This is a genomic window from Myroides sp. TSA_177.3 (assembly GCF_052691955.1).
Map to the genome: position 1 here is coordinate 1 of NZ_JBQZGD010000029.1, position 20,600 is coordinate 20,600.

16 protein-coding genes are annotated in these 20,600 nt (G+C 31.8%); 9 read left to right on the forward strand and 7 right to left on the reverse strand.

What is annotated here, in order from left to right:
- Positions 1-55: 55 nt before the first annotated feature.
- The gene (gene mobC / locus ACUTSE_RS16875) at positions 56-2,056 is read left to right on the forward strand and encodes a conjugal transfer protein MobC (protein ID WP_445641102.1); all 2,001 of its coding nucleotides are present in this window, start codon (positions 56-58) and stop codon (positions 2,054-2,056) included.
- Positions 2,057-2,064: 8 nt separating this feature from the next.
- On the opposite strand, the gene ACUTSE_RS16880 is transcribed toward mobC, so the two are convergent.
- A complete protein-coding gene (locus tag ACUTSE_RS16880) occupies positions 2,065-2,886 on the reverse strand; it encodes a helix-turn-helix domain-containing protein (protein ID WP_445641081.1) in 822 nt (273 codons plus the stop codon).
- 101 nt (positions 2,887-2,987) lie between these two features.
- Between ACUTSE_RS16880 and map the strand changes: the two genes are divergently transcribed.
- Both map and ACUTSE_RS16890 read left to right on the forward strand, forming a co-directional pair.
- On the forward strand, positions 2,988-3,764 hold the full coding sequence (map, locus tag ACUTSE_RS16885; protein ID WP_445641103.1) for a type I methionyl aminopeptidase: 777 nt from the start codon (positions 2,988-2,990) through the stop codon (positions 3,762-3,764).
- A gap of 239 nt (positions 3,765-4,003) precedes the next feature.
- Positions 4,004-4,474 carry a JAB domain-containing protein gene (locus ACUTSE_RS16890; protein WP_445641082.1) on the forward strand — a complete coding sequence of 157 codons (471 nt, stop codon included), beginning with the start codon at positions 4,004-4,006 and terminating at the stop codon, positions 4,472-4,474.
- A 13-nt stretch (positions 4,475-4,487) separates the two neighbouring features.
- Here the strand turns inward: ACUTSE_RS16890 and ACUTSE_RS16895 are convergent, their stop codons facing one another.
- Positions 4,488-5,426 carry a helix-turn-helix domain-containing protein gene (locus ACUTSE_RS16895; protein WP_445641083.1) on the reverse strand — a complete coding sequence of 313 codons (939 nt, stop codon included), beginning with the start codon at positions 5,424-5,426 and terminating at the stop codon, positions 4,488-4,490.
- A gap of 139 nt (positions 5,427-5,565) precedes the next feature.
- Here ACUTSE_RS16895 and ACUTSE_RS16900 point away from each other — a divergent pair, with 139 nt between their 5' ends.
- A complete protein-coding gene (locus tag ACUTSE_RS16900) occupies positions 5,566-6,750 on the forward strand; it encodes an MFS transporter (protein WP_445641084.1) in 1,185 nt (394 codons plus the stop codon).
- Between the two features lie 75 nt (positions 6,751-6,825).
- Here the strand turns inward: ACUTSE_RS16900 and ACUTSE_RS16905 are convergent, their stop codons facing one another.
- From ACUTSE_RS16905 to ACUTSE_RS16915, 3 genes are all read right to left on the reverse strand, one after another.
- Positions 6,826-8,889 (reverse strand): DNA topoisomerase, encoded by a 2,064-nt coding sequence (locus ACUTSE_RS16905; protein WP_445641085.1) that lies wholly within the window; start codon positions 8,887-8,889, stop codon positions 6,826-6,828.
- Between the two features lie 11 nt (positions 8,890-8,900).
- Positions 8,901-10,220, reverse strand: a complete 1,320-nt coding sequence (locus ACUTSE_RS16910; protein WP_445641086.1) for a DUF3945 domain-containing protein — start codon at positions 10,218-10,220, stop codon at positions 8,901-8,903.
- A gap of 97 nt (positions 10,221-10,317) precedes the next feature.
- Entirely contained in the window at positions 10,318-10,617 is a 300-nt protein-coding gene (locus ACUTSE_RS16915) for a helix-turn-helix domain-containing protein (RefSeq protein ID WP_445641087.1), read from the reverse strand.
- A 228-nt stretch (positions 10,618-10,845) separates the two neighbouring features.
- On the opposite strand from ACUTSE_RS16915, the gene ACUTSE_RS16920 reads away from it, so the two are divergent.
- Together ACUTSE_RS16920 and ACUTSE_RS16925 are read left to right on the forward strand one after the other, a co-directional pair.
- Positions 10,846-10,977: a hypothetical protein gene (locus ACUTSE_RS16920; RefSeq protein WP_010249841.1), complete on the forward strand. Its 132-nt coding sequence runs from the start codon at positions 10,846-10,848 to the stop codon at positions 10,975-10,977.
- Between the two features lie 153 nt (positions 10,978-11,130).
- Entirely contained in the window at positions 11,131-11,421 is a 291-nt protein-coding gene (locus ACUTSE_RS16925; RefSeq protein WP_445641088.1) for a hypothetical protein, read from the forward strand.
- Between the two features lie 144 nt (positions 11,422-11,565).
- Here the strand turns inward: ACUTSE_RS16925 and ACUTSE_RS16930 are convergent, their stop codons facing one another.
- Positions 11,566-11,994 carry a transcriptional regulator gene (locus ACUTSE_RS16930; RefSeq protein WP_445641089.1) on the reverse strand — a complete coding sequence of 143 codons (429 nt, stop codon included), beginning with the start codon at positions 11,992-11,994 and terminating at the stop codon, positions 11,566-11,568.
- A gap of 1,183 nt (positions 11,995-13,177) precedes the next feature.
- On the opposite strand from ACUTSE_RS16930, the gene ACUTSE_RS16935 reads away from it, so the two are divergent.
- The 3 genes from ACUTSE_RS16935 (at position 13,178) to ACUTSE_RS16945 (ending at position 20,204) form a co-directional block, all read left to right on the forward strand.
- Complete coding sequence (locus ACUTSE_RS16935; RefSeq protein ID WP_445641090.1) at positions 13,178-16,246, forward strand: SusC/RagA family TonB-linked outer membrane protein; 3,069 nt, start codon at positions 13,178-13,180, stop codon at positions 16,244-16,246.
- A gap of 78 nt (positions 16,247-16,324) precedes the next feature.
- Entirely contained in the window at positions 16,325-17,623 is a 1,299-nt protein-coding gene (locus ACUTSE_RS16940) for a RagB/SusD family nutrient uptake outer membrane protein (protein ID WP_445641091.1), read from the forward strand.
- Entirely contained in the window at positions 17,613-20,204 is a 2,592-nt protein-coding gene (locus tag ACUTSE_RS16945) for an alpha/beta hydrolase family protein (protein WP_430533080.1), read from the forward strand. Before ACUTSE_RS16940 ends, ACUTSE_RS16945 begins: the two co-directional genes overlap by 11 nt.
- Before the next feature lie 80 nt (positions 20,205-20,284).
- On the opposite strand, the gene ACUTSE_RS16950 is transcribed toward ACUTSE_RS16945, so the two are convergent.
- Positions 20,285-20,578: a DUF6520 family protein gene (locus tag ACUTSE_RS16950; RefSeq protein ID WP_283829013.1), complete on the reverse strand. Its 294-nt coding sequence runs from the start codon at positions 20,576-20,578 to the stop codon at positions 20,285-20,287.
- Positions 20,579-20,600: the final 22 nt, after the last annotated feature.

Sequence of the window (20,600 nt, forward strand, 5' to 3'; positions counted from 1 at the left end):
GGTACTTTCTTTAATACAATTTTACTTTAAATCGTTAATCTTAATTACATTTATTATGCAATCAGAATACGATTTAAAAGCGCTAGCTAAAATCCTAGCATTTATGCGAGCAGTAAGTATTTTACTAATGCTTATGCACTTATACTGGTATTGTTATTCTTTCTTTCTACATCTTGGAATAACTCACAATGTTGTAGATAGAATACTGGTAAATTTCAACCGAACAGCAGGACTGTTTTCACATTTACTTTATACTAAACTCTTTTGTTTGGTTTTACTCTCTTTAAGCCTATGGGGAGGCAAAGGCGTAAAACATGAAAAGATTACAGTCTCTAAAATCATAGGTATTTTTACAGTTGGTTTTAGTTTGTTTTTTTTCAATTTCTTTTTACTTGATTTTGGACATTCTTGGAGCGCGATACTGTATATAGCAACTACATTCTTAGGTTATATCCTACTTTTGGTATCTGGCGCTTGGATTAGTAGACTCTTAAACGACAACCTAATGCAAGATGTATTTAATTTTGAAAATGAGAGCTTTATGCAGGAGACTCGTCTTATTGAAAATGAATACTCTGTAAACCTTCCATCAAGGTTTTATTATAAAGGAAAATGGAACAGTGGTTGGATAAATATCGTTAATCCATTTCGGGCGACTATCGTTCTTGGCACTCCTGGTTCTGGTAAATCTTATGCTGTGGTCAATAGCTTTATCAAACAGCAAATTGAAAAAGGATTCTCCATGTATATCTACGATTTTAAATTCGATGATTTATCAACCATCGCTTATAATCATTTGCTTTTACACAAAGACAAATACGCTATTGCGCCTAAGTTCTACGTCATAAACTTTGATGATCCAAGTCGCAGTCATCGCTGTAATCCGATTAATCCCTCATTTATGACAGATATATCTGATGCCTATGAATCAGCTTATACTATCATGCTGAATCTGAACCGCTCATGGATACAAAAACAAGGGGACTTTTTTGTGGAATCACCAATCATTTTATTAGCAGCTATTATTTGGTTTTTAAAACTTTATCAAAACGGAAAGTACTGTACATTTCCTCATGCTATCGAGCTACTTAATAAGAAATATGCGGATGTGTTTACCATTCTTACCTCCTATTCAGATTTAGAAAACTACCTATCCCCTTTTATGGATGCTTGGGAAGGTGGAGCCCAAGACCAATTACAAGGACAAATAGCATCAGCTAAAATACCGCTGTCTCGTATGATATCACCATCACTGTATTGGGTAATGACAGGAGATGATTTTTCGCTCGATATCAATAATCCAAAAGAACCTAAAATACTATGTGTAGGAAATAATCCCGATCGTCAAAACATCTACTCTGCGGCACTTGGACTTTACAACTCACGCATCGTTAAACTCATCAACAAAAAAGGACAACTTAAAAGTTCTGTTATCATAGATGAATTACCTACGATTTACTTTAGGGGCCTCGATAATCTTATTGCTACCGCTCGTAGTAATAAAGTAGCCGTATGTTTAGGGTTTCAAGATTTTTCTCAACTTAACAGAGATTACGGAGATAAAGAGAGCAAAGTAATTCAAAACACAGTTGGTAATATCTTCTCAGGTCAAGTAGTGGGAGATACCGCTAAAGCCTTATCAGAACGCTTTGGTAAAATACTTCAAAAACGACAAAGCATATCCATTAATAGAAACGACCGCTCTACCTCCTTTTCAACTCAGCTTGATACTCTTATTCCTGCTTCTAAAATAGCAACCCTTACTCAAGGAATGTTTGTAGGAGCTGTATCTGATAACTTTGATGAGCGTATAGAGCAAAAGATATTTCACTGTGAGATAGTTGTTGATAATGACAAAGTTTCTAAAGAAATGAAAGCCTACCAAAAGATACCTCAGATAACTTCTTTCTTAGATGCTAAGGGTAATAACACCTTAGATGAAACGATTCAAGCCAATTACAGACAAGTTAAACTTGACATTGAATCCATTATAGAATCAGAGCTAAAACGCATTGAAAACGATCCTGAATTAGCTCATTTGATTAATAAGAAGTAATTATTAATTTATTTAGCTATATACTCTAATGGTGTTTTACCAGTATAAGATTTAAACTCTTTTAAAAAGTGATTATAATCGTAAAAGCCATGATTAATAGCTAAAGCTAATAAGTCAGACGAATCTTTATGTAAGTTCAAATAGGCCTGAATAAAACGCTGTGTACTAATATACTCTTTAGGTGTAAAATGCAAGTATTTAGAAAAGTTACGTTCTAACCATTTGTAATTTACGTCTAATCTTTCAGTTAATTCTCCTACCGTAATTAGTCCCTTAGACTCTTCTATTATTTGAATAGCTTGATCTAAAGATTCTATGTTTGTGTCATTACTTATACAGCAACTTAGATAAGAATCGAGAAATTTAATTCTTTCCTCTACAGAGTTTATAGAGAAAAAGTCATCCATTGACTCATCGCTAAAAAAACACTGGATTGGAAGTAAACATTGATTTTGAGAGTCTTTTACATAAGTACTTATAAATGAATTACAATTTTGAGCTTTAAATCGAATAACAAGTAAATACTCAAACTCTTTAGGATAATGTATATATACTTTCTTTTGTAATCCTCTATCAATCCAACCTGACTCAAAGGTTTCTTGCTTTAATTCAGTACTAATCTGAACATGATCTTGCCTATTAGCAAACAAAATAATACTATGAGTCCCATCGTTAAACATCCATTCTTTTTCTATGAAATCTTGTTGTTTATATACATAATAACCATCAACAACGGCACTATGTTGCGTTGATCTATAACAAGTTACTCTATCTGTATTTAGACTACCCGTTTGATTATCAAGAATGTGTTTAAGTAGATTAATTGGCATAATAGGACAAAGATACATTGATTATTATTCTTAAAATCAATTTTAGTATGTCTAATTTATACTATGTAAGTTATCAAAGTACTATTAATTTTGTCAATAAAATGATTATACAGACCGCTCAAGAACTTGAGTATATGCAACAAATAAGCAATATTGTAGCCACTACTCTACAACAAATGATCTCTTACACTAAAGAAGGAATGACTACAAAAGAAATTGATCTTTTTGGTGAGAGAATACTTAAATCCTACGGAGCTAATTCTGCTCCCTCTGTTACGTATAATTTCCCAGGATGCACTTGTATTAGTATAAACAATGAAATGGCTCATGGTATTCCTTCAAACAGAATACTACAAAAAGGAGATGTTGTAAATATTGATGTATCTGCTGAATTAAATGGATACTTTGCAGATAATGGAGCATCAATCGTTATTGGAGAGGATATCCACTCCAATCAAAAACTAGTAAATACTTCTATAGAAGCTTTATATAAAGCTATCTCAATTATCAAAGGTGGAGTTAAAATAAATGAAGTTGGAAGAATTATTGAAAAAGTAGCTAAATCTAATGGATTCAAAGTAATTAATAACTTAGGAGGTCATGGTATTGGTAAAAGTTTGCATGAAGAGCCTGATTGTATTTTGAACTATTATGATAGATATGAAAACAGACGCTTTAGAAAAGGTAGTGTTGTAGCAATAGAAACCTTTATCTCAACAAATTCAACATCAATCTATACAGCTAAAGATGGTTGGACATTCCTTGCTAACAATGGTGGTTATTGTGCACAGCACGAACATACGATACTTGTAACGGATAGTAAACCAATTATACTAACAGCAAACAATGGTATTTTTAAAGATTATAGTGAACTATAATCATCTCACCATAATTCATTAAACAACCAAGTAAACTTTAGTAAAACCTTATCTATTCTCTAGATAGGGTTTTTATTTTTTATCAATTATATCACTAAGCTAGGCAATACTTCGCGGTTCGCTTTCAAAAAATTCCCCCATAAATACTTGACCTTGTCTTCGCTTTATTGCGTTGCTTTTTGAGCTTGCTTAAGTATTCCCTGTAACTGCTCCATAATTAATTTAAAAAATATAATATTATGGAAACTACAGTTTTAAAAAGCAATTGGTTAATAGCATCAGAAGTTGAGCTAATCTACAAAGCAAAAATTAAAGCGTCTGAAAGACCACTAATTGATTCATCATATAGCGCTTTTAAAGTAGCATTAGAAGCGTGGAATCTAGATAAGATAGAACTACTTGAACAATTCAAAGTACTTATGCTTTCTAATAACAATAGAGTACTAGGAGCTTATGAAATGTCATCAGGTGGTATTACTGGTACAGTTGTAGATGTGAGATTGCTATTCGCTGCCTTACTAAAATCTAAGAGCACGGCTTGCATCCTAGTGCACAATCACCCCTCTGGGAAATTACAACCAAGTGAAGCTGATAAGCAGATTACTGCCAAGATTAAACAAGCAAGTCAATTGCTTGATATTGCTCTTTTAGATCACTTAATAATAACACCTGAGAGTTATTACTCTTTTGCAGATGAAGGCGTCTTATGACGCTTTCATTTAATTACAACATCGTGTATTTCTTTGGCTTTACTCCTATGTGTTTTTCAAAAACTTGTGAAAAATGACTCAAATTAGTAAAGCCTAAATAATAACCTACCTCTGACACTGAAAGCTTTTCCTCTTTTAATAAGCGAGCAGCTTCTTTAATACGGAACTCTTGATAATAATTAAACACTGTACTACCAAAAACTTGTTTGAACAAACGTTGTAACTTTGATAAACTCATATTAGATATCTCCACCAATTCCTTCAATTGAGGAGCTCGAGTGAGATTCTTTAGAATCAAATCTCTGATATGGTAAATAGTTTGAATATCATAATTATTTAAAGCATATAAATATCTATTATCTCTCTTTTCAAGTTGATATAATAAACTACAGATAATTTGCTCTGCTTTGATTTTTAAATAAAATAACTCAAAGCTTTCATATACACTTGAATCCATAATCTCCTTTAGTATAATACTAAGATCAGGATACAATAATTGTTCAAAGAGCAAAGGCTGATTGTTTTCAAGTAGTCCTTTAATAATAGGTGAATGCTCTTCTCTTCCCAATTGATTTTTTAAATAGTTGGCATCTATTTCAATATTTATTGAGCTATCACAATCAATTACAATTGTATCTTCTGTATTTATTCTACTTGTTGCTATTAATACACGTGGAATATCTTTTACTTTTCCTTCTAAAGTACTATCACTTAATATTCCCTGAAATTTAAACAGTATAATCTTATTTTCTGACAACAATTCTGGATTATTAATCGATATCTCTTTGTTTAATTTATAATCCGTTATCAGTATTCTTATGTTTTCATTTAAATAATAACCAATGCAATAGCCAACTCCTTTATCAGAAGGAATATCAATACGTCCTTTTTCTATTTGTATATCTAAATACTTAGCCAACTCAGTAAAAACTCGAGGTACAGTTATAGTCATCTTCTTAATTTGAAATTATACAGCTATTTTATGCTATAATACAACTATTTTACTCCAAAAACAACATTTAATTTTGTCCAGAAGTTTGATTATCAAAATAAATCAAACAAATCCATTCATCATTAAATCATCATTAAACATGAAATTAAAAATAAATAAACTTTGGATAGTAATATTAATTGTAGCCTTAAATTCGATTGGTTTTTCGATTGTAATTCCTATTCTTCCCTTTCTTTTAGATAGTTATTTAACGTCTGAGAAAATCGTTTTTGGAATGGGATTTTTATTTTCTATATATGCTATATGTTCATTTATTGCCGCTCCAATTCTTGGCGCATTAAGTGATAAATATGGAAGAAAACCTATTCTTATTATTAGTCTTTTAGGTTCAGTTCTTGGATATATCTTCTTAGGAATTGGTGGGGCGCTCTGGGTACTTTTTCTAGGCCGTATTATAGATGGATTAACCGCTGGAAATATAAGTGTACTATTTGCTTATATATCAGACAATACAAAATATGAAGAACGTTCTAAATGGTATGGATATATTGGTGCCGCTATGGGAATAGGCAAAATTGGAGGGCCTACTCTAGGAGCCTTTCTAAGTAATATCTCTATGGCTTTACCCTTTTATCTAACAGCTCTTTTATTGTTTATCTCAACATTAGCAGTTTATTTCTTCCTACCTGAATCAGTATCCATTGAGCAGAAAAATCAAAAATTAGAATTAAACAATCTTAACCCATTTAAACTATTAGTAAATACATTGTCTATAAAATCAGTAAAGAATTTACTTATAATAGGTGTACTGTTCTATATAACAATTACAGTATTTCAATTCAATATGACACTTTTTCTAAAAGACATTTATTCATTAAATACCTTGTACATAGGTATACTCTTAGCTATAGTAGGAATTATTGAAATTTTATCAAGAGGTATACTACTTCCTTGGTTACTAAAAATTTATCCTCAAAAAAGAGTGACAATACTAGGTTTAATTATGCTGACACTTGGTTTTACAGGTATTGTTAGCAGTATATATGTATATTCTCTTGCCTTAATTAGTATAGCAGTAGTCTTAATAATATTAGGTGAAGGGCTTTTTGAACCTACTTACTTGACTAACCTCTCAGAACAAACATCAGAAAATAATCAAGGTAAAATACAAGGCGTTAATCAGAGTTTACAGTCTCTAATTAATATTGCAATTCCTATTTTAGCAAGTTCAATTTATTTTTACAGCGCTAGTCTACTTTATATAAGCGCAATAGCAATTCTTATTATAGCCTTACTCTTCTTCAATAAAAAACCACGATTATAAAAAATTCTGATTTACAGCACAATAAAAAGAAGTTACCTAGAGATTAGATAACTTCTTTACTTTGTTTACATGTGATTACTTCTTATTAAACTCAAAGCCTGTGGTGCAATCTTTTTTTAAGATGATGTAAGCATCGAACTTCTTCCCTGCTTTACTTATCAATCCTTTTAGCAGCTTGGTTCTTCTGTGCTCTAGTAAATCAGTGATATCATCTACTAAAAGTTTAATTCCACAGACATTCCTAAACAATATCCATTCACACTCTGTATCTAAACATTTGACAACCTTTTCTCTTAATTGAAGTGTATGTTGTTTACATTTAGGACAAGCTAAATGATCTGTTTCACTGCTTTGACTAATTGATAGAAGCTCATTAGTAATCTCTGTGGCATAATCTTCTATCTGCCTGTGGAAGTCTTCCATATTGGTTTTATTCTCTTCAATGGCTTTAAAATCAGATTCCCATTTAGCGGTTAACAGTACATCAGAGATGAGTTTGTCTTTGACTATCTCATATACTTTAAGTCCTTTTTCTGTTGGAACAAGTGACTTAGCTTTTCTTGCGATATAGTCCCTTTTTAAAAGTGTTTCAATAATAGAAGCTCTTGTGGCTGCTGTTCCAATTCCCATGTCTTTGATAACACTTTGAAGTGACTTATCCTCTACCTCTTTCGAGGCATTTTCCATAGCGGACAGAAGCGTACTTTCAGTATACAATGCTTTTGGTCGTGTGGATTTTTCAAAAGTTGTAGCTTCTTGTATTTTTAACTTATCGCCTTGTTTTAGATCAGGTACATCTATTATTACTTCATCATTAGTAGAGAGTTCTTTTCTTATCGCTCTCCAGCCAATCTCTTCTATTGAAGAAGATTTAAAACTAAATTCATAATCTAAGGCGCTTAAACTAATCTCTGTTTGCTTTTTTACACAAGGATCAAATACGGACTCCCATACGCGTTGTGCTATCAAATGATAAATACTCTCTTCCATAGCACTAATAGCTGAAGGAAGCCTATCTGTGGTTAATAGTCCATGATGATCTGTTACCTTTACATCGTTCACTATCTTCTTATTAAGCCTGGAAAGCTTAAGTTTTAAAAGCAAATTACTGTACCTACTATCATCAGAAAGCACTTTTAGCAAACTGGGAATCTCTGGCCATAAATCCTCAGGAATATACTTACTCGAGGTTCTAGGATAAGTGATAAACTTCTTTTCATACAAACTTTGAGCAATCCTGAGGGTCTCATCGGCTGAGAATCCAAAGAGCTCATTGGCTCTTTTTTGAAGTGAGGTTAAATCAAAAAGAAGTGGGGACTCTTCTCTTATTGTTTTTGTTTCTACTTTTGTAATGATGGATTCACTTTGTTTTTCAATGAGTTTTAAAGCTTGTTCCGCCTTTTGTTTATCCTCCCATTTATTAGTTGAAAGTGATCTGAATACAACCCCCTCTTTTTGATGGGTAAGCTCTATTTGATAGTATAATTTCTTTGTAAAAGAAGTGTTCTCTAAATACCGTTTACAAATTAAACTGAGCGTTGGGGTCTGTACTCGACCTAGCGAATAAACCGAGTCATTCATTGAAACGGTAAGCGCTTGTGAGGCGTTAATCCCAACAAGCCAATCCGCTCTACTCCTACTGTGACCTGCTCTAAAAAGTCCGTCAAATTCGCTTCCTTCTTTTAGGTTTTGAAGTCCACCGCTAATTGCTTTTTCTGTTAGTGAACTTATCCATAACCTTTTAAATGGTTTGTTGCAATTTAGATATTGGTAGATATAGCGAAAGATAAGCTCTCCTTCTCTACCTGCATCAGTGGCTACAATAATCTCAGAACATGCTTTGAACAGCATGTCAATGACCTTGAGTTGTTTTAAAGCACCTGGATCAGAAATATATTTATTGTCTTTTTTAATCTTTCGCGGTAGTAACAAATAAGAACGAGGCAAGATGGGCAACGCTTCTCTTTTAAACTCCTTAAATCCATAATCCTTTGGCATGGCTAATGATACTAAATGACCAATCGCCCAAGTAACACAGTAGCCGTTTCCTTCAATAAAACCCTCTTTTTTTGTTTTGGCTCCAACAAGCATCGCTATCTCCCTAGCTACACTTGGTTTTTCTGCAAGAATTACAATCATAGTCTTCAATTTTACATTTTACGTCCTTTTGATTTTTGAGGCTCATCTACTTGTTTTTCTGACTGCGACTGAGCTCTTGACTGTTCTTCTTTATTTGGATTTTGAAATGAGAAATCCGCTTGCTTCGTTTCTTTGTTATATGTCACATAACCTTGATAGGTATTTCCTCTTTTATCCAACAAATCTTTAATGTAAACAGCCTTGCCTTCTAATAAGTCGCCTTGCTGTTTTTCAGTGAGTTCTTTACCTCTAAAGGTTTTCAGGTCATCTGATAGTTGAGATTGATTTTGTGTTTGATTCTTTGCTTGACTTTGTTTATTAGAATTATCAAACAAAAACTCAATGTGCCCTTTAGCTGCGTTAAACTGAATTTCAGCATTAAAAAGATTCCCTTTAGCAGAGGTCATCCCCTCTACAAGTAGCGGTTTACCCTCTTTTAATGTCTGAAGCTGCTCTTCACTAAGTACAATGCCTTTTACCTCTTGTGGTAATTGCATCTTTTCAACTCTAGTAACAACTAAATTATTTGTGAGTCTGTCCACGCTCACAACCGATGGAATCCTTTCTTTAGTAGTTGGATGAACAAGATCCACTACTCTACCCATATTCCCTGTTTTTAAAAGGTTATGTTTATCCTGCTTTGAAAACTCATGTCCATAAAGCGGAACATTGAGATTAGGGTATTTTTTTACTCCTTCTAGTGCCATAACTACTTTACCCTCTTCGTTCTTTTGTAGAGACAGCCTTGCATCCAAAGAAAACACCGCAGAACCTAAATCAAGATTTACGGCCACTAAATCCTTTGTTTTATAACCTTGCAAGAGCGGTTCTAACAAATCCATTTCTTGAAGCTTCTCTTTTGAAAGTCCCAATCTTGAGAGTGAATCCCAATCAATGTCTTTAATATCAAATTTATTGGAGCTGTACTGCCCCTCTCCTTTTGTTGGTTCAGCAACTTTATTCTCTTTCTTTTGCACGTTTCCTATCTCTGTTATTTGATGTTTTAAAAACAGCTCATGAGTAGGTCCTGATTGCTTAAGCTCCTTTTGCATTTGATTGGCCATTTTGACTGTCAATAACTCCGGAACTCTAAAAAAAGTAAACTGCGTTGGGTTTTTAAGTTGGCTGAAAAAATTAGAAAAGAAGTTGGAAAAGAAATCTCCATGACGATCAACTTTTAAAAATTGATTTTGATTCTTTTTAGTTGGTGGGACTGTTTCAAGTTTACCATCTTTATCTAATCCCTTTACTACTTGAATCTTATTTTTTGTTTTGTCGTTGACAAGAAGCACATCGTGCTCTACTTGTCTTTCTGTGGTTTCTGTACTCATAATACCTAGTTTTAAATGATTAAAAACTTAAAACTAAAGCCAAGAGACATTCAGCAGTAAATAGTGCGTCTTAAAGGTTACTCTTGGCCTTTAACTGCTATTTATTTCTTCTTACTGGGTGTTTCAAACATTCCCTGATAAACTGATTTACATCCGAGCGTTTGTAGTAGAGTTTACCACTAATTGTATAATAAGGAAGTTTTCCGTCTGAGCGGTAACGCTGTAGTGAGCGTGGACTTATTTTAAAAAGACTCATTACATCTTGACTGTCTAAAAGCTCTTCTCCATCTATAGTTTGAGTTTTTAGAGGCAGGTCTTTTATATGTTCTGACAAGTGGTCAAAGCGCGTCATAATACGCTGCATCCATAAAAGAAATTCTGTGCGATCTATGTTCATAATGTTAGAATTTAATGGGTTAATTAAATTTGTTAGCTAACATTACAAATGTGCAGAGCTTGGCAGAATAAATCTGCCAAGCTCTGCCAATGGGTGTATTATTAATTAGTAATTAAGTTTAAAATCAGAACAAATCATTTTGCTATAAATATTAGCAAAACAGTGTTTTAAAATAGCTATTTTTTAGGCAAATTAGTGGTAATTAATTCTTTTTAAACTTATTACGCTATGGGAATCAAACCTGGACCAAAAAGAATTGCTATTTCAACAGGTAAACCTGACAGACGTCAGAGAGACAATAAAGATACTCCTGGAAATACACCTTCACTTAAGCCTCATAAACATAAGAAAGGTGATTAAAAGCAATTGAAAAAAGCACTGTTTTATCAAGCAGTGCTTTTTTTGTAATACTTATATTTTATACACTTCAATTTAAAGAGGTAGTTGCTTAACTAAATTTGTTTAAATTAGCAATCAACTCATTATCAATTAATTTACGCAAATTAAATTCATATGGCGACTTTTATACTAATACTCGCAATTTTATCCTTACTCTCAGGAATTGGACTTATATATTGGATTAATAGAAGAAAGTTCTACAGACGAAATGTAGCAGGTTTAGAAGGTTTCTCAAGCTTTGAAGCTTCCTTATATATACGTTTTATTGAACGTATTGGCAAATGGCTTGCTTACGCATTAATTCTTTTTAGTCTCTTCTTGTTTTTTATACATTCCTTGGAAAAAGAAAGAATTGAAGATAAAAAGAAAAGGATAGAAATGGCAAATGAAGCTTCAGCAAGCTGAAAAATGATTAACTAAAAAGCACTATTTTCAGAAAACAGCACTCTTTTATGAATGCATTCTTAGTACCATAATTACCTAGGTCTCTACTTTTTTCAATCTCAACTATCTTGAATAATAAAATAGTAAACCTTTAATATTTACTTTTTAAGAAGATTTTTTACTACGTCTAGTATTAAATTCCTTTATCTCTTTTTTGGTTAAAATACGTTTTTTAATAATATTATAGTTTTTAATTACTTGATTATTTTCATCAAAATCTACTCTATCATTACTTCCTTTGACCTCAATAGTTAATTCCAATAAATCATTTTTTAAAATAGTAGTAGGCAATAATTCTGTATAAGATTTAAGTCCAAGGCTATTAGCTATTAGATTTAAGCTTCTCAAGTTGTATTTACTACTAGTTTTAAAATTCTCTACTTTTCCAATATAACCTTCAGAGTATTCCATTTTTATGGATAAATCGACCTGAGAAATATATGGTACAGCTCTACCTCTTAACTCACGAATTCTATCAATTAAAAACAACTCTAACTCTGAAATAATAATAGTAATCTGTTCAAGTTTTGCCATACTATTTTTATTAGCAAGTACTTCATAAAAAAAAACAATATCACATCCCTGTTAGGATGTATATTTATTTTTACTTATATTTGATTCTCTTTTATAAAAATTCTATTTTTGTAATTAGACTATTAAAAAAATTTAAAGCTATTGCTTAGAATCTCGTATCAGAAAACTGGTAATTTTAAGGAGCGAGAAGATAAGTTTAAAAGCTCACGACCTAGGCGTGGGCTCACTTGTCTGTTCCTCGGTATACCAGTACCTCTGATGCAGATATTGTGAGTACCCACGCCAACTTGTTTTATATAGGTTTGTCATTTACTTCTCACTTTATTGAAATTCTTAAGTTTCGCTTTATATTAAAAATACTACAGACTTCTAAACTATACCGTCTCCCAATTTGGTATATAGAGGTTTTAAAAACAAAGGTGAATTTGTTCAGTGTTCGTTTATTGATGAATGCTTGCAATACCTTATCTATCCTTAATGGACTTATCGAATGTTCTATTCGAGAATTTATCAATTATTACATTTTATTAAAACAACAAATTAGTAACTAAACTCACATTTAGCCTATGATTAAATTTTAGTTTAACTAAATCACATTGTTGTAGTTGTATCTAGCATGACTTGTTCGATGTTGGATGGCTACCCTATTATCTATTTAGTTAGCATAATACACTTTTTTACGCTAGGTCCAAAAACAGTTTTTGGATGCGTACAGGATATCTATTGCCTTTTAATTCACATCTATATAATTCGTTCATCCATTCGGTTATAAGGCAATATTAATTAGTTAGTAAGGGAAAAATGCTATGAAATAAGACTTTCCTTCTGTTCTATTATTAATTATTAATCACACTTAAAACTATTTTATTATGGAAAAAACCGCTTACTATCTTGGTGTATCTAGGTTGGTTATAATGTAGACGTCCACCTGTAGTAAGCACAAAAACTCACAAAACATTGTGTGGCTTAAAGGGAGTTTTGAGCCATGCTAAAAGTCCATGGCTATCTCCTTGCTCTTTTGCATTTTGGGAGACGTGCTTAGAGTGAAGGAGATAGTTTTTTATTATCTATTACAAATTACCCATTAACTAACCTTTTGGTGCAACTGGCCGATCAAAGTACTACGGCAATATGAATCTTGATGATTTAAAGGCCTTGTTGTATCAAAATCAATTATAAAATTATGAAAACTCAAATATTGACCACTTGTGGTTATAGGATAGCTATGCTTGTTAGCCTTTTAATTGGCTATCCAACTTATGCCGTATCAAATGATAATCATTTGTTTTTTAATGCTTCTTACCTATTGCAATATAAGCAGCAAAAAGGAATTATAAAAATCTCAGGAACTGTAAAAGACGCTCAAGGTGTTCTTGGCGGAGTGATCGTATCGGTTGGAAACAAAACTGTAGCTACTGATCTTGATGGAAAATATACAATAGATGTGTCTATTGGGGATCGGATTACGTTTTCAATGCTCGGCTACAAAGAGCGATCCATGGTGTACTCAAGTAGTATGGGACCCGTTTTAAATATTGAGCTACTTGAGGATAATACCACACTTGATGAAATTGTAGTTAACGCTGGTTACTATACGGTAAAGGATCGAGAACGCACAGGAAGTATTGCAAGAGTGACTGCAAAGGATATCGAATTTCAGCCAGTTTTGAATCCACTTCAAGCCATTCAAGGTAGAATGGCTGGTGTTAGTATTACTCAAAACACGGGGGTTGCTGGCGGAGGATTTGATATTCAAATTCGGGGTCGAAATAGTCTTCGCAATTATCAAAACAGTGCTCTAAATGGTAATACACCACTCTATGTTATTGACGGAGTCGTGATTCCAACTAGTAACCTTCCAAATTCAACATTGTCTACAACTATTCTTCCCATGAGTGAAACTAATATTCTAAACGCTATAAATCCAACGGATATAGAAAGTATCGAGATATTAAAAGATGCAGATGCTACAGCTATTTATGGTTCGCGAGGTGCAAATGGAGTAGTTCTTATAACAACTAAGAAAAATAAATCAGAACAGCTTTCTTTTACACTCTCCTCTTCTACATCGTTTAGCAAAGTTGCAAATAAAATGAAGCTCTTAAATACTAAGCAGTTTAACAAAATGAGAGATGAAGCTTTTAAAAACGATAAAATTACAACCTATCCGGCAAATGCCTATGACATGAATGGTACTTGGGATAGGAATCGATACACTGATTGGCAGAAAGAACTTATTGGAGGAACTGCACTTAGTCAAAACATACAACTAGGAATAAATGGAGGAAGTGAAACAACCCACTTTTCTGGTTCTGTAAGTCAAGCAACCCAGACCACAGTATTTCCAACGGATAAAGGGTTTAAAAGAAATGCTTTTCTTATCAATGTAAATCACAAAAGTAAAGATAGTAGATTTCAACTCAATTCATCAACTAACTATGCTTTACAAAGCAATAATCTTATAGCAGAAGACCTAACTACTAAGGCACTTACGCTCTCACCCAATGCACCAAGTTTATATAATTCTAATGGTAGTTTAAATTGGAGTTTTGCAGGAGATACAAATCCTATATCATCAATGTTTGAAACCTATGAGAATGATAATAGTAACCTTGTTTTAAATATTGATTTAAATTATGAACTATTTAAAAATACATTTTTAAAACTAAATGCTGGTTACAATAGAACTAATACTCAGGAAAAAAGACTTACTCCTCATACGATATATAATCCTAAGAGAAATTATACTTCAGAGGAATCTACTGCGGAAAACACTTTTAGAGATGAAAAGTCCTATATAGTTGAACCTCAAATTAATTACTCATTTAGCAAAGATAAATTAACAGTAAACACTCTTGTTGGGATGACATATCAACAAAGTAATACTAGTGCTTTGCATTTAGTAGGATATGGTTTTCAAACTAATGATTTTATCTCAAATATTGGTGCTGCTAAAGCTAAAGGAATTGCACAATCATCAAATTTAGAATACAAATATGTCGCTGTTTTTGGAAGGTTAAACCTAAACTATAATAGTAAGTATTTGCTTAATCTTACAGCTAGACGTGACGGTTCATCTCGATTTGGAAACAATAATAAATTTGGAAATTTTGGTGCAATAGGTGTGGCATGGGTATTTTCAAAAGAACAGTTAATTAATGACTCTTCATGGCTTAGTTTTGGAAAACTTCGAGCGAGTTATGGAACATCAGGTAATGATAATATTGGGGATTATCAGTATCTAGACACTTATGAACTTAATATCAACAAGTATGATGATCTCACTGGACTTAGTCCTTCAAGACTTTATAATTCTAATTTTAGTTGGGAAAAAACTAAAAAGTTGGAAACAGCTCTAGAGGTTGCTTTGTTCAATGATAGACTACAATTTGAGCTTGCTTGGTATAGAAATACATCATCTAATCAACTTGTTGGAATTCCTCTGCCTGGTACTACAGGATTTCCATTTATACAAGATAATCTTAAGGCAACAATTGAAAATAAAGGTTGGGAGTTTAGTTTAAACGCTGAAAACATTAAAACAAAAAATTTTACTTGGAGAACTAACTTCAATATTTCTTTTCCCAAAAACACACTACTATCTTTCCCTAATTTGGAGAGTTCTACTTATGCAAATCAGTTCATTATAGGAAAAAGTACAAGCGTTAATCGATTATACAATTTCGAAGGAATTGATCCATTAACGGGGTACTATACATTTACAGACTACAATAACGATGGAAAAATAACAGCAGCTGATGATAGACAAAACATAAAAGAAAGAAAACTTGATTATCATGGTGGAATTCAAAATACATTGATATACAAAAATATTAGTCTTGATTTTTTATTCCAATTTGTAAAGCAAACCAATTATAATTACAACTATAATTTAATTATACCTGGTTCTATTGTCAATCAACCTGTAGAAGTACTTAACAGCTGGTCACCTACAAATCCAAATAGTCAATATGGAGCATTTACAACAGGGGTGAATTCTACTATAATGAATCAACTCAATACTTACAAAAATAGCAATATGGTAATTGGAGATGCATCCTATATCAGACTTAAAAACATCTCTTTATCCTATGTTTTAAAGTTACCAAAAATAGAATCTTTAAAAATATACGTTCAAGGACAAAACCTTTGGACAATCACAAACTATTATGGGCTAGATCCAGAGTTTACCGCCTATGGTTATCTTCCTCCACTTAAAACATACGCCTTTGGTGTACAATTAACTTTTTAAATTGAAACAGTTATGAAACAACTACGATATACATTCATATTGCTAATAAGCATACAAATATTTCAGTCTTGTGAGAAAATGATTGAAATAGACTTACCAACAGATCAAATCAGTACAGAGAATTTGTTTAAAGATAAACGAAGTGCAACTGCTGCTTTAACTAATTTGTATATAAATCTTAGAGAAACTTCTATTTATAGTGGAAATAGTCAAGGTATTGGTTCTGAATTAGGTTTATATACAGACGAGTTAGAACCTATATCAATACCTCCAACATATGATAGTGCTCTACTCTACAACAACAATATAGATCCCACAAGGCTTGTACTTGCAACCTTCTGGAATACTTCTTATGCCCATATTTATGCTATAAACTCTTTTATAAATGGTGTAACAATATCAAATGGAATTTCAGAAGAAGAAAAAAAGGAACTTCTAGCTGAGGGATACGTCATAAGAGCAATGTACTATCAAGCATTAACACAACTCTTCGGGGAAATCCCTTATACAACCTCTACAGATTATAAGTATAATACTACAATAAAAAAAATAGTCCCTATAGAGGTATTAAACAACTTGGAAAAAGATTTACTTATCACTTTAGAAACTCTTACTTATAATGATAGATCTTCTAATAAATACTACGTTAATAAAGCGGTGGCTGAACTTATTTTAGCTAAAAACTATTTACTTCAAAAAAAATACGATAAAGCCGAAATCTATGCAAGACGTGTCATAGATAATCCTTTATACAGTTTAGAGACGGATTTATCCTTAGTTTTTAAAAATACAGCTAAAAGCACGCTATGGCAGTTAAGTAATAATAATCCAACCTCAGCAACTTATGAAGCAAGTAACTATATCATGCTAGTAGATGATTGGCTTTATAAACTTAGTAGTTCTTTACTTACTTCATTTGAAAGTAATGATCTTAGAAAACTTTCTTGGATTAAAGAATACTCTAATAACGGAACAACAAGCTTCAATTACAAGTATAAAAATAACATCAATAATACAGATGAATGTTCAGTTCTTTTTAGAGTAGAAGAGGCTTACTTTATATTATCTGAAGCCCTTATTTATCAAAACAGAGAAAAGGAGGCTATTGCTTATCTTAACAAGATTAGACAAAGAGCTGGGTTAGCTAATTTACCAAATAGTTTAAGCAATGAAGAGACGCTACTAGCCATGCTAGAAGAAAGTAAAAAGGAATTTTTCTTAGAGCATGCGAGACGTTTCTTTGATTTAAAAAGAAATAATAAACTATCACTTTTAAAAAGTTCAAAACCCAATTGGCAAGATAAACATGCTTTACTACCATATCCAGAAAAAGAACTACTTATCAATCCTAATCTAAATCCACAAAATGAATACTAGAATCTGTTTTATCTATCACCTTATACTCTTTTTATTAGGTACTTTATCATTAAAGGCACAAATAAGTACTGATAGTCTAAAGTATAGTGAGCTTAGAAATGAAGTCCTCTCTAATAGTGGTAAGTTAGCTGTTGTACGTAAATACTGTAAATTCGATTCTAATAGAGATAGTATATTTATTTATAATCATGGCAAACAAATCCTCGGTAAACAAACCAATTTCCTATATGAGAAATTTAAAGACAACTCTTTAACAAGTTATAATCGTAACAAAAAAGAACTCGAAATATTTGATGGTAGTACCTTAAAAACGCATATTATTTCTACTATAGATAAACCTGTAATCATTCAAGAATACGGACTTATTTTTTATCTTGATTTAAGTACTGATGCCTATAAATTAATCAAAGTCAATCAAACCAAAATAGAAGAAATTTGGAGCTGTTCTAAAGACCTCATTGCTTTTACGAGCATAAGTGATAATCAAAAAATTCTTCTTATTCAATACAGCAATTTTGAAAAAGGAATTGAACTAATCAATCTGTCTAATTTAAAAAAAAGTAGGAATCGTGAAATAACTCACCCTATCAGACATGCGATTTGGAGTAAAAAACATCCTGTGGTATTTCTTTTTCCAACAACAATGAGTGATAATAAATTTCCCTATTTAACTTTTTTTAATTACAACAATAATAAAGGTGAAAAACAAATTTTAGGTGATGATACCCATTTTAATGATTTAGAGGCTATAAGTGGTAGTAGCTTTAAAATGACTCAATTATACTCTATTGGTCAACTTCCTTACGATGCACAAGAACTTGAAATTTGGAGTACAAACGACCGATATTTAGGAAATGTACTTGCTAATTCCAAAGCCAATATTAATGAATTAAAAACAAATGGTTTTGTTATTTTTGATTACTATAATAAAAAGGTTAGCCATCCCGAAAAATTAAACGATCATGATGCTGTTCCTATCAATGAGAAAACACTACTGGTTTTTGATTCTAATCAATATCTTGATTACACCCATCAATGGTCTTCAAGACCTCGTGACATAAGTCTTTATGACCTTCAAAATGATACATTAACTATCATTACAAAACAACAAGTATCTCCTTTTAACACAACAAGCTTATCCCCAAGAGGAACTTATTTTGTATATATTAAAAAGGATGAAATGTATTTTTATAATACAAAAAATAAAATCATTGAAAACAGTTATAACCTAAAAAGTCGTAACAATGTGTTAGAAGTATCTAAACTGAGAACTTGGTCTAAAGATGAAAGGTTTTTCTATTTTGAATCTAATTCTAATCTAATACAATACGATACAAAAAACAAAAAGTTTAAAATAGTTTTAGATGGTAGTGATAAAGACACCAATTATAGAATTCTAAATTCAACTGTTGAAGGCCTTTTTAATACAAACAGTGAATTACATCATCAAACAATTTCAAATAACAGTGATATATTGCTAGTTCAAAAACTAAATAATAATGATCAGATTCAATCACTTATATTGATTGATAAGAATAAGCAAACCACTATCATTGATAATACGCAAGATCGAATTTCAGATGTAAAGTACAGTAGTGATTTTAATACAATTACTTATTGTCTAGAAAACTTTAATAAACCCAAAACAGTTTATATTTATCAAAACAGAAAAACTAATCTACTTACAAAAAACACAATGCCACAATCACTTTATAATTGGAAAAAACAGAAAATAGTTTCCTACATGGACCAATATGGTAATAATTTAAAAGGCGTTTTGTTTTATCCAAAAAACTATCATCCAAACCAAAAGTATCCTATGATTACACGTATCTACTCAATACAACTTCACCGTAAGACAGAATTCAATTATCCTACTAATTTGAATGATGATGGTTTTAACACAACACTTTTTCAAGAAAACAATTATTTTGTCTTTTTTCCTGATATTATTGATATCGAGCAAGGAACTGGATTATCAGCTCTGCATTGTGTAGAAGAAAGTATAAAAACAGTACTTGAGAAAGAAAAGTCAATTGACAAAGAAAAATTAGGTTTATTTGGCTTTTCTCATGGTGGATATGAGACAAATTTTATTATAACTCAAACAAATTTATTTAAAGCAGCAGTAAGTGGATCTGGTAATGTCGACCTTGTGAAATCTTATTTCTCGTACAATGAAGACTTTGTTTCTCCTTTCTTTTTTCAATTTGAAAATGGTCAATATAGGATGCCTAAAACCTTTAAACAAGATAAGGAAGTATTTCTTTCAAACTCTCCTATCCTATATGCAGATAAAATCACAACTCCCCTACTTACTTATACAGGTAAAAAGGATGAAAATATTCACTGGGAACAACAAAAAGAATTCTTCATTGCAATGCTAAGATATAATGTACCTCACATAGCCCTATTTTATAAAAATGAAGGACACGGTCTTCTAAAAAAAGAAAACCAAACCGATCTTACAAAAAGAATAATGAACTGGTTTGATTATTATTTAAAGAATAAAAATACAAAGGAAACACGTTGGATTAAATATTATACTACTTTCGAAGAAGAAAGATTAATTATAAACTAAATCTATTCTTAAGATTACATTTGAAAAATTAAATGAGGGCGTCTATTTAGACACCCTCATCTTCTTTGAACCTACCTATATCAAGGTTTTTGTATTCTACGCAATTGTAATGTACATACAGTTTGCCCTGAAATAGGGTCAACCGTTTTACCATATAATGGATGATTTGTGCTTCCATCAAACCATGTACATAATTCTACTCCTTGAGTGTCACACATATCTTTTTGTTCACACACAAGCCCCTTAGAATCAATCTTTTGATATCCTGGCACTACGGCTAATGTGTTTTTCATCGCATTAGTTGCAAATGCTGCACCAATAGCTAGTACAAATACTGCAATTGGCATTACTGCTGTTTTAAAAAACTTTTTCATCTTACTAAAATTTATTGGTTGA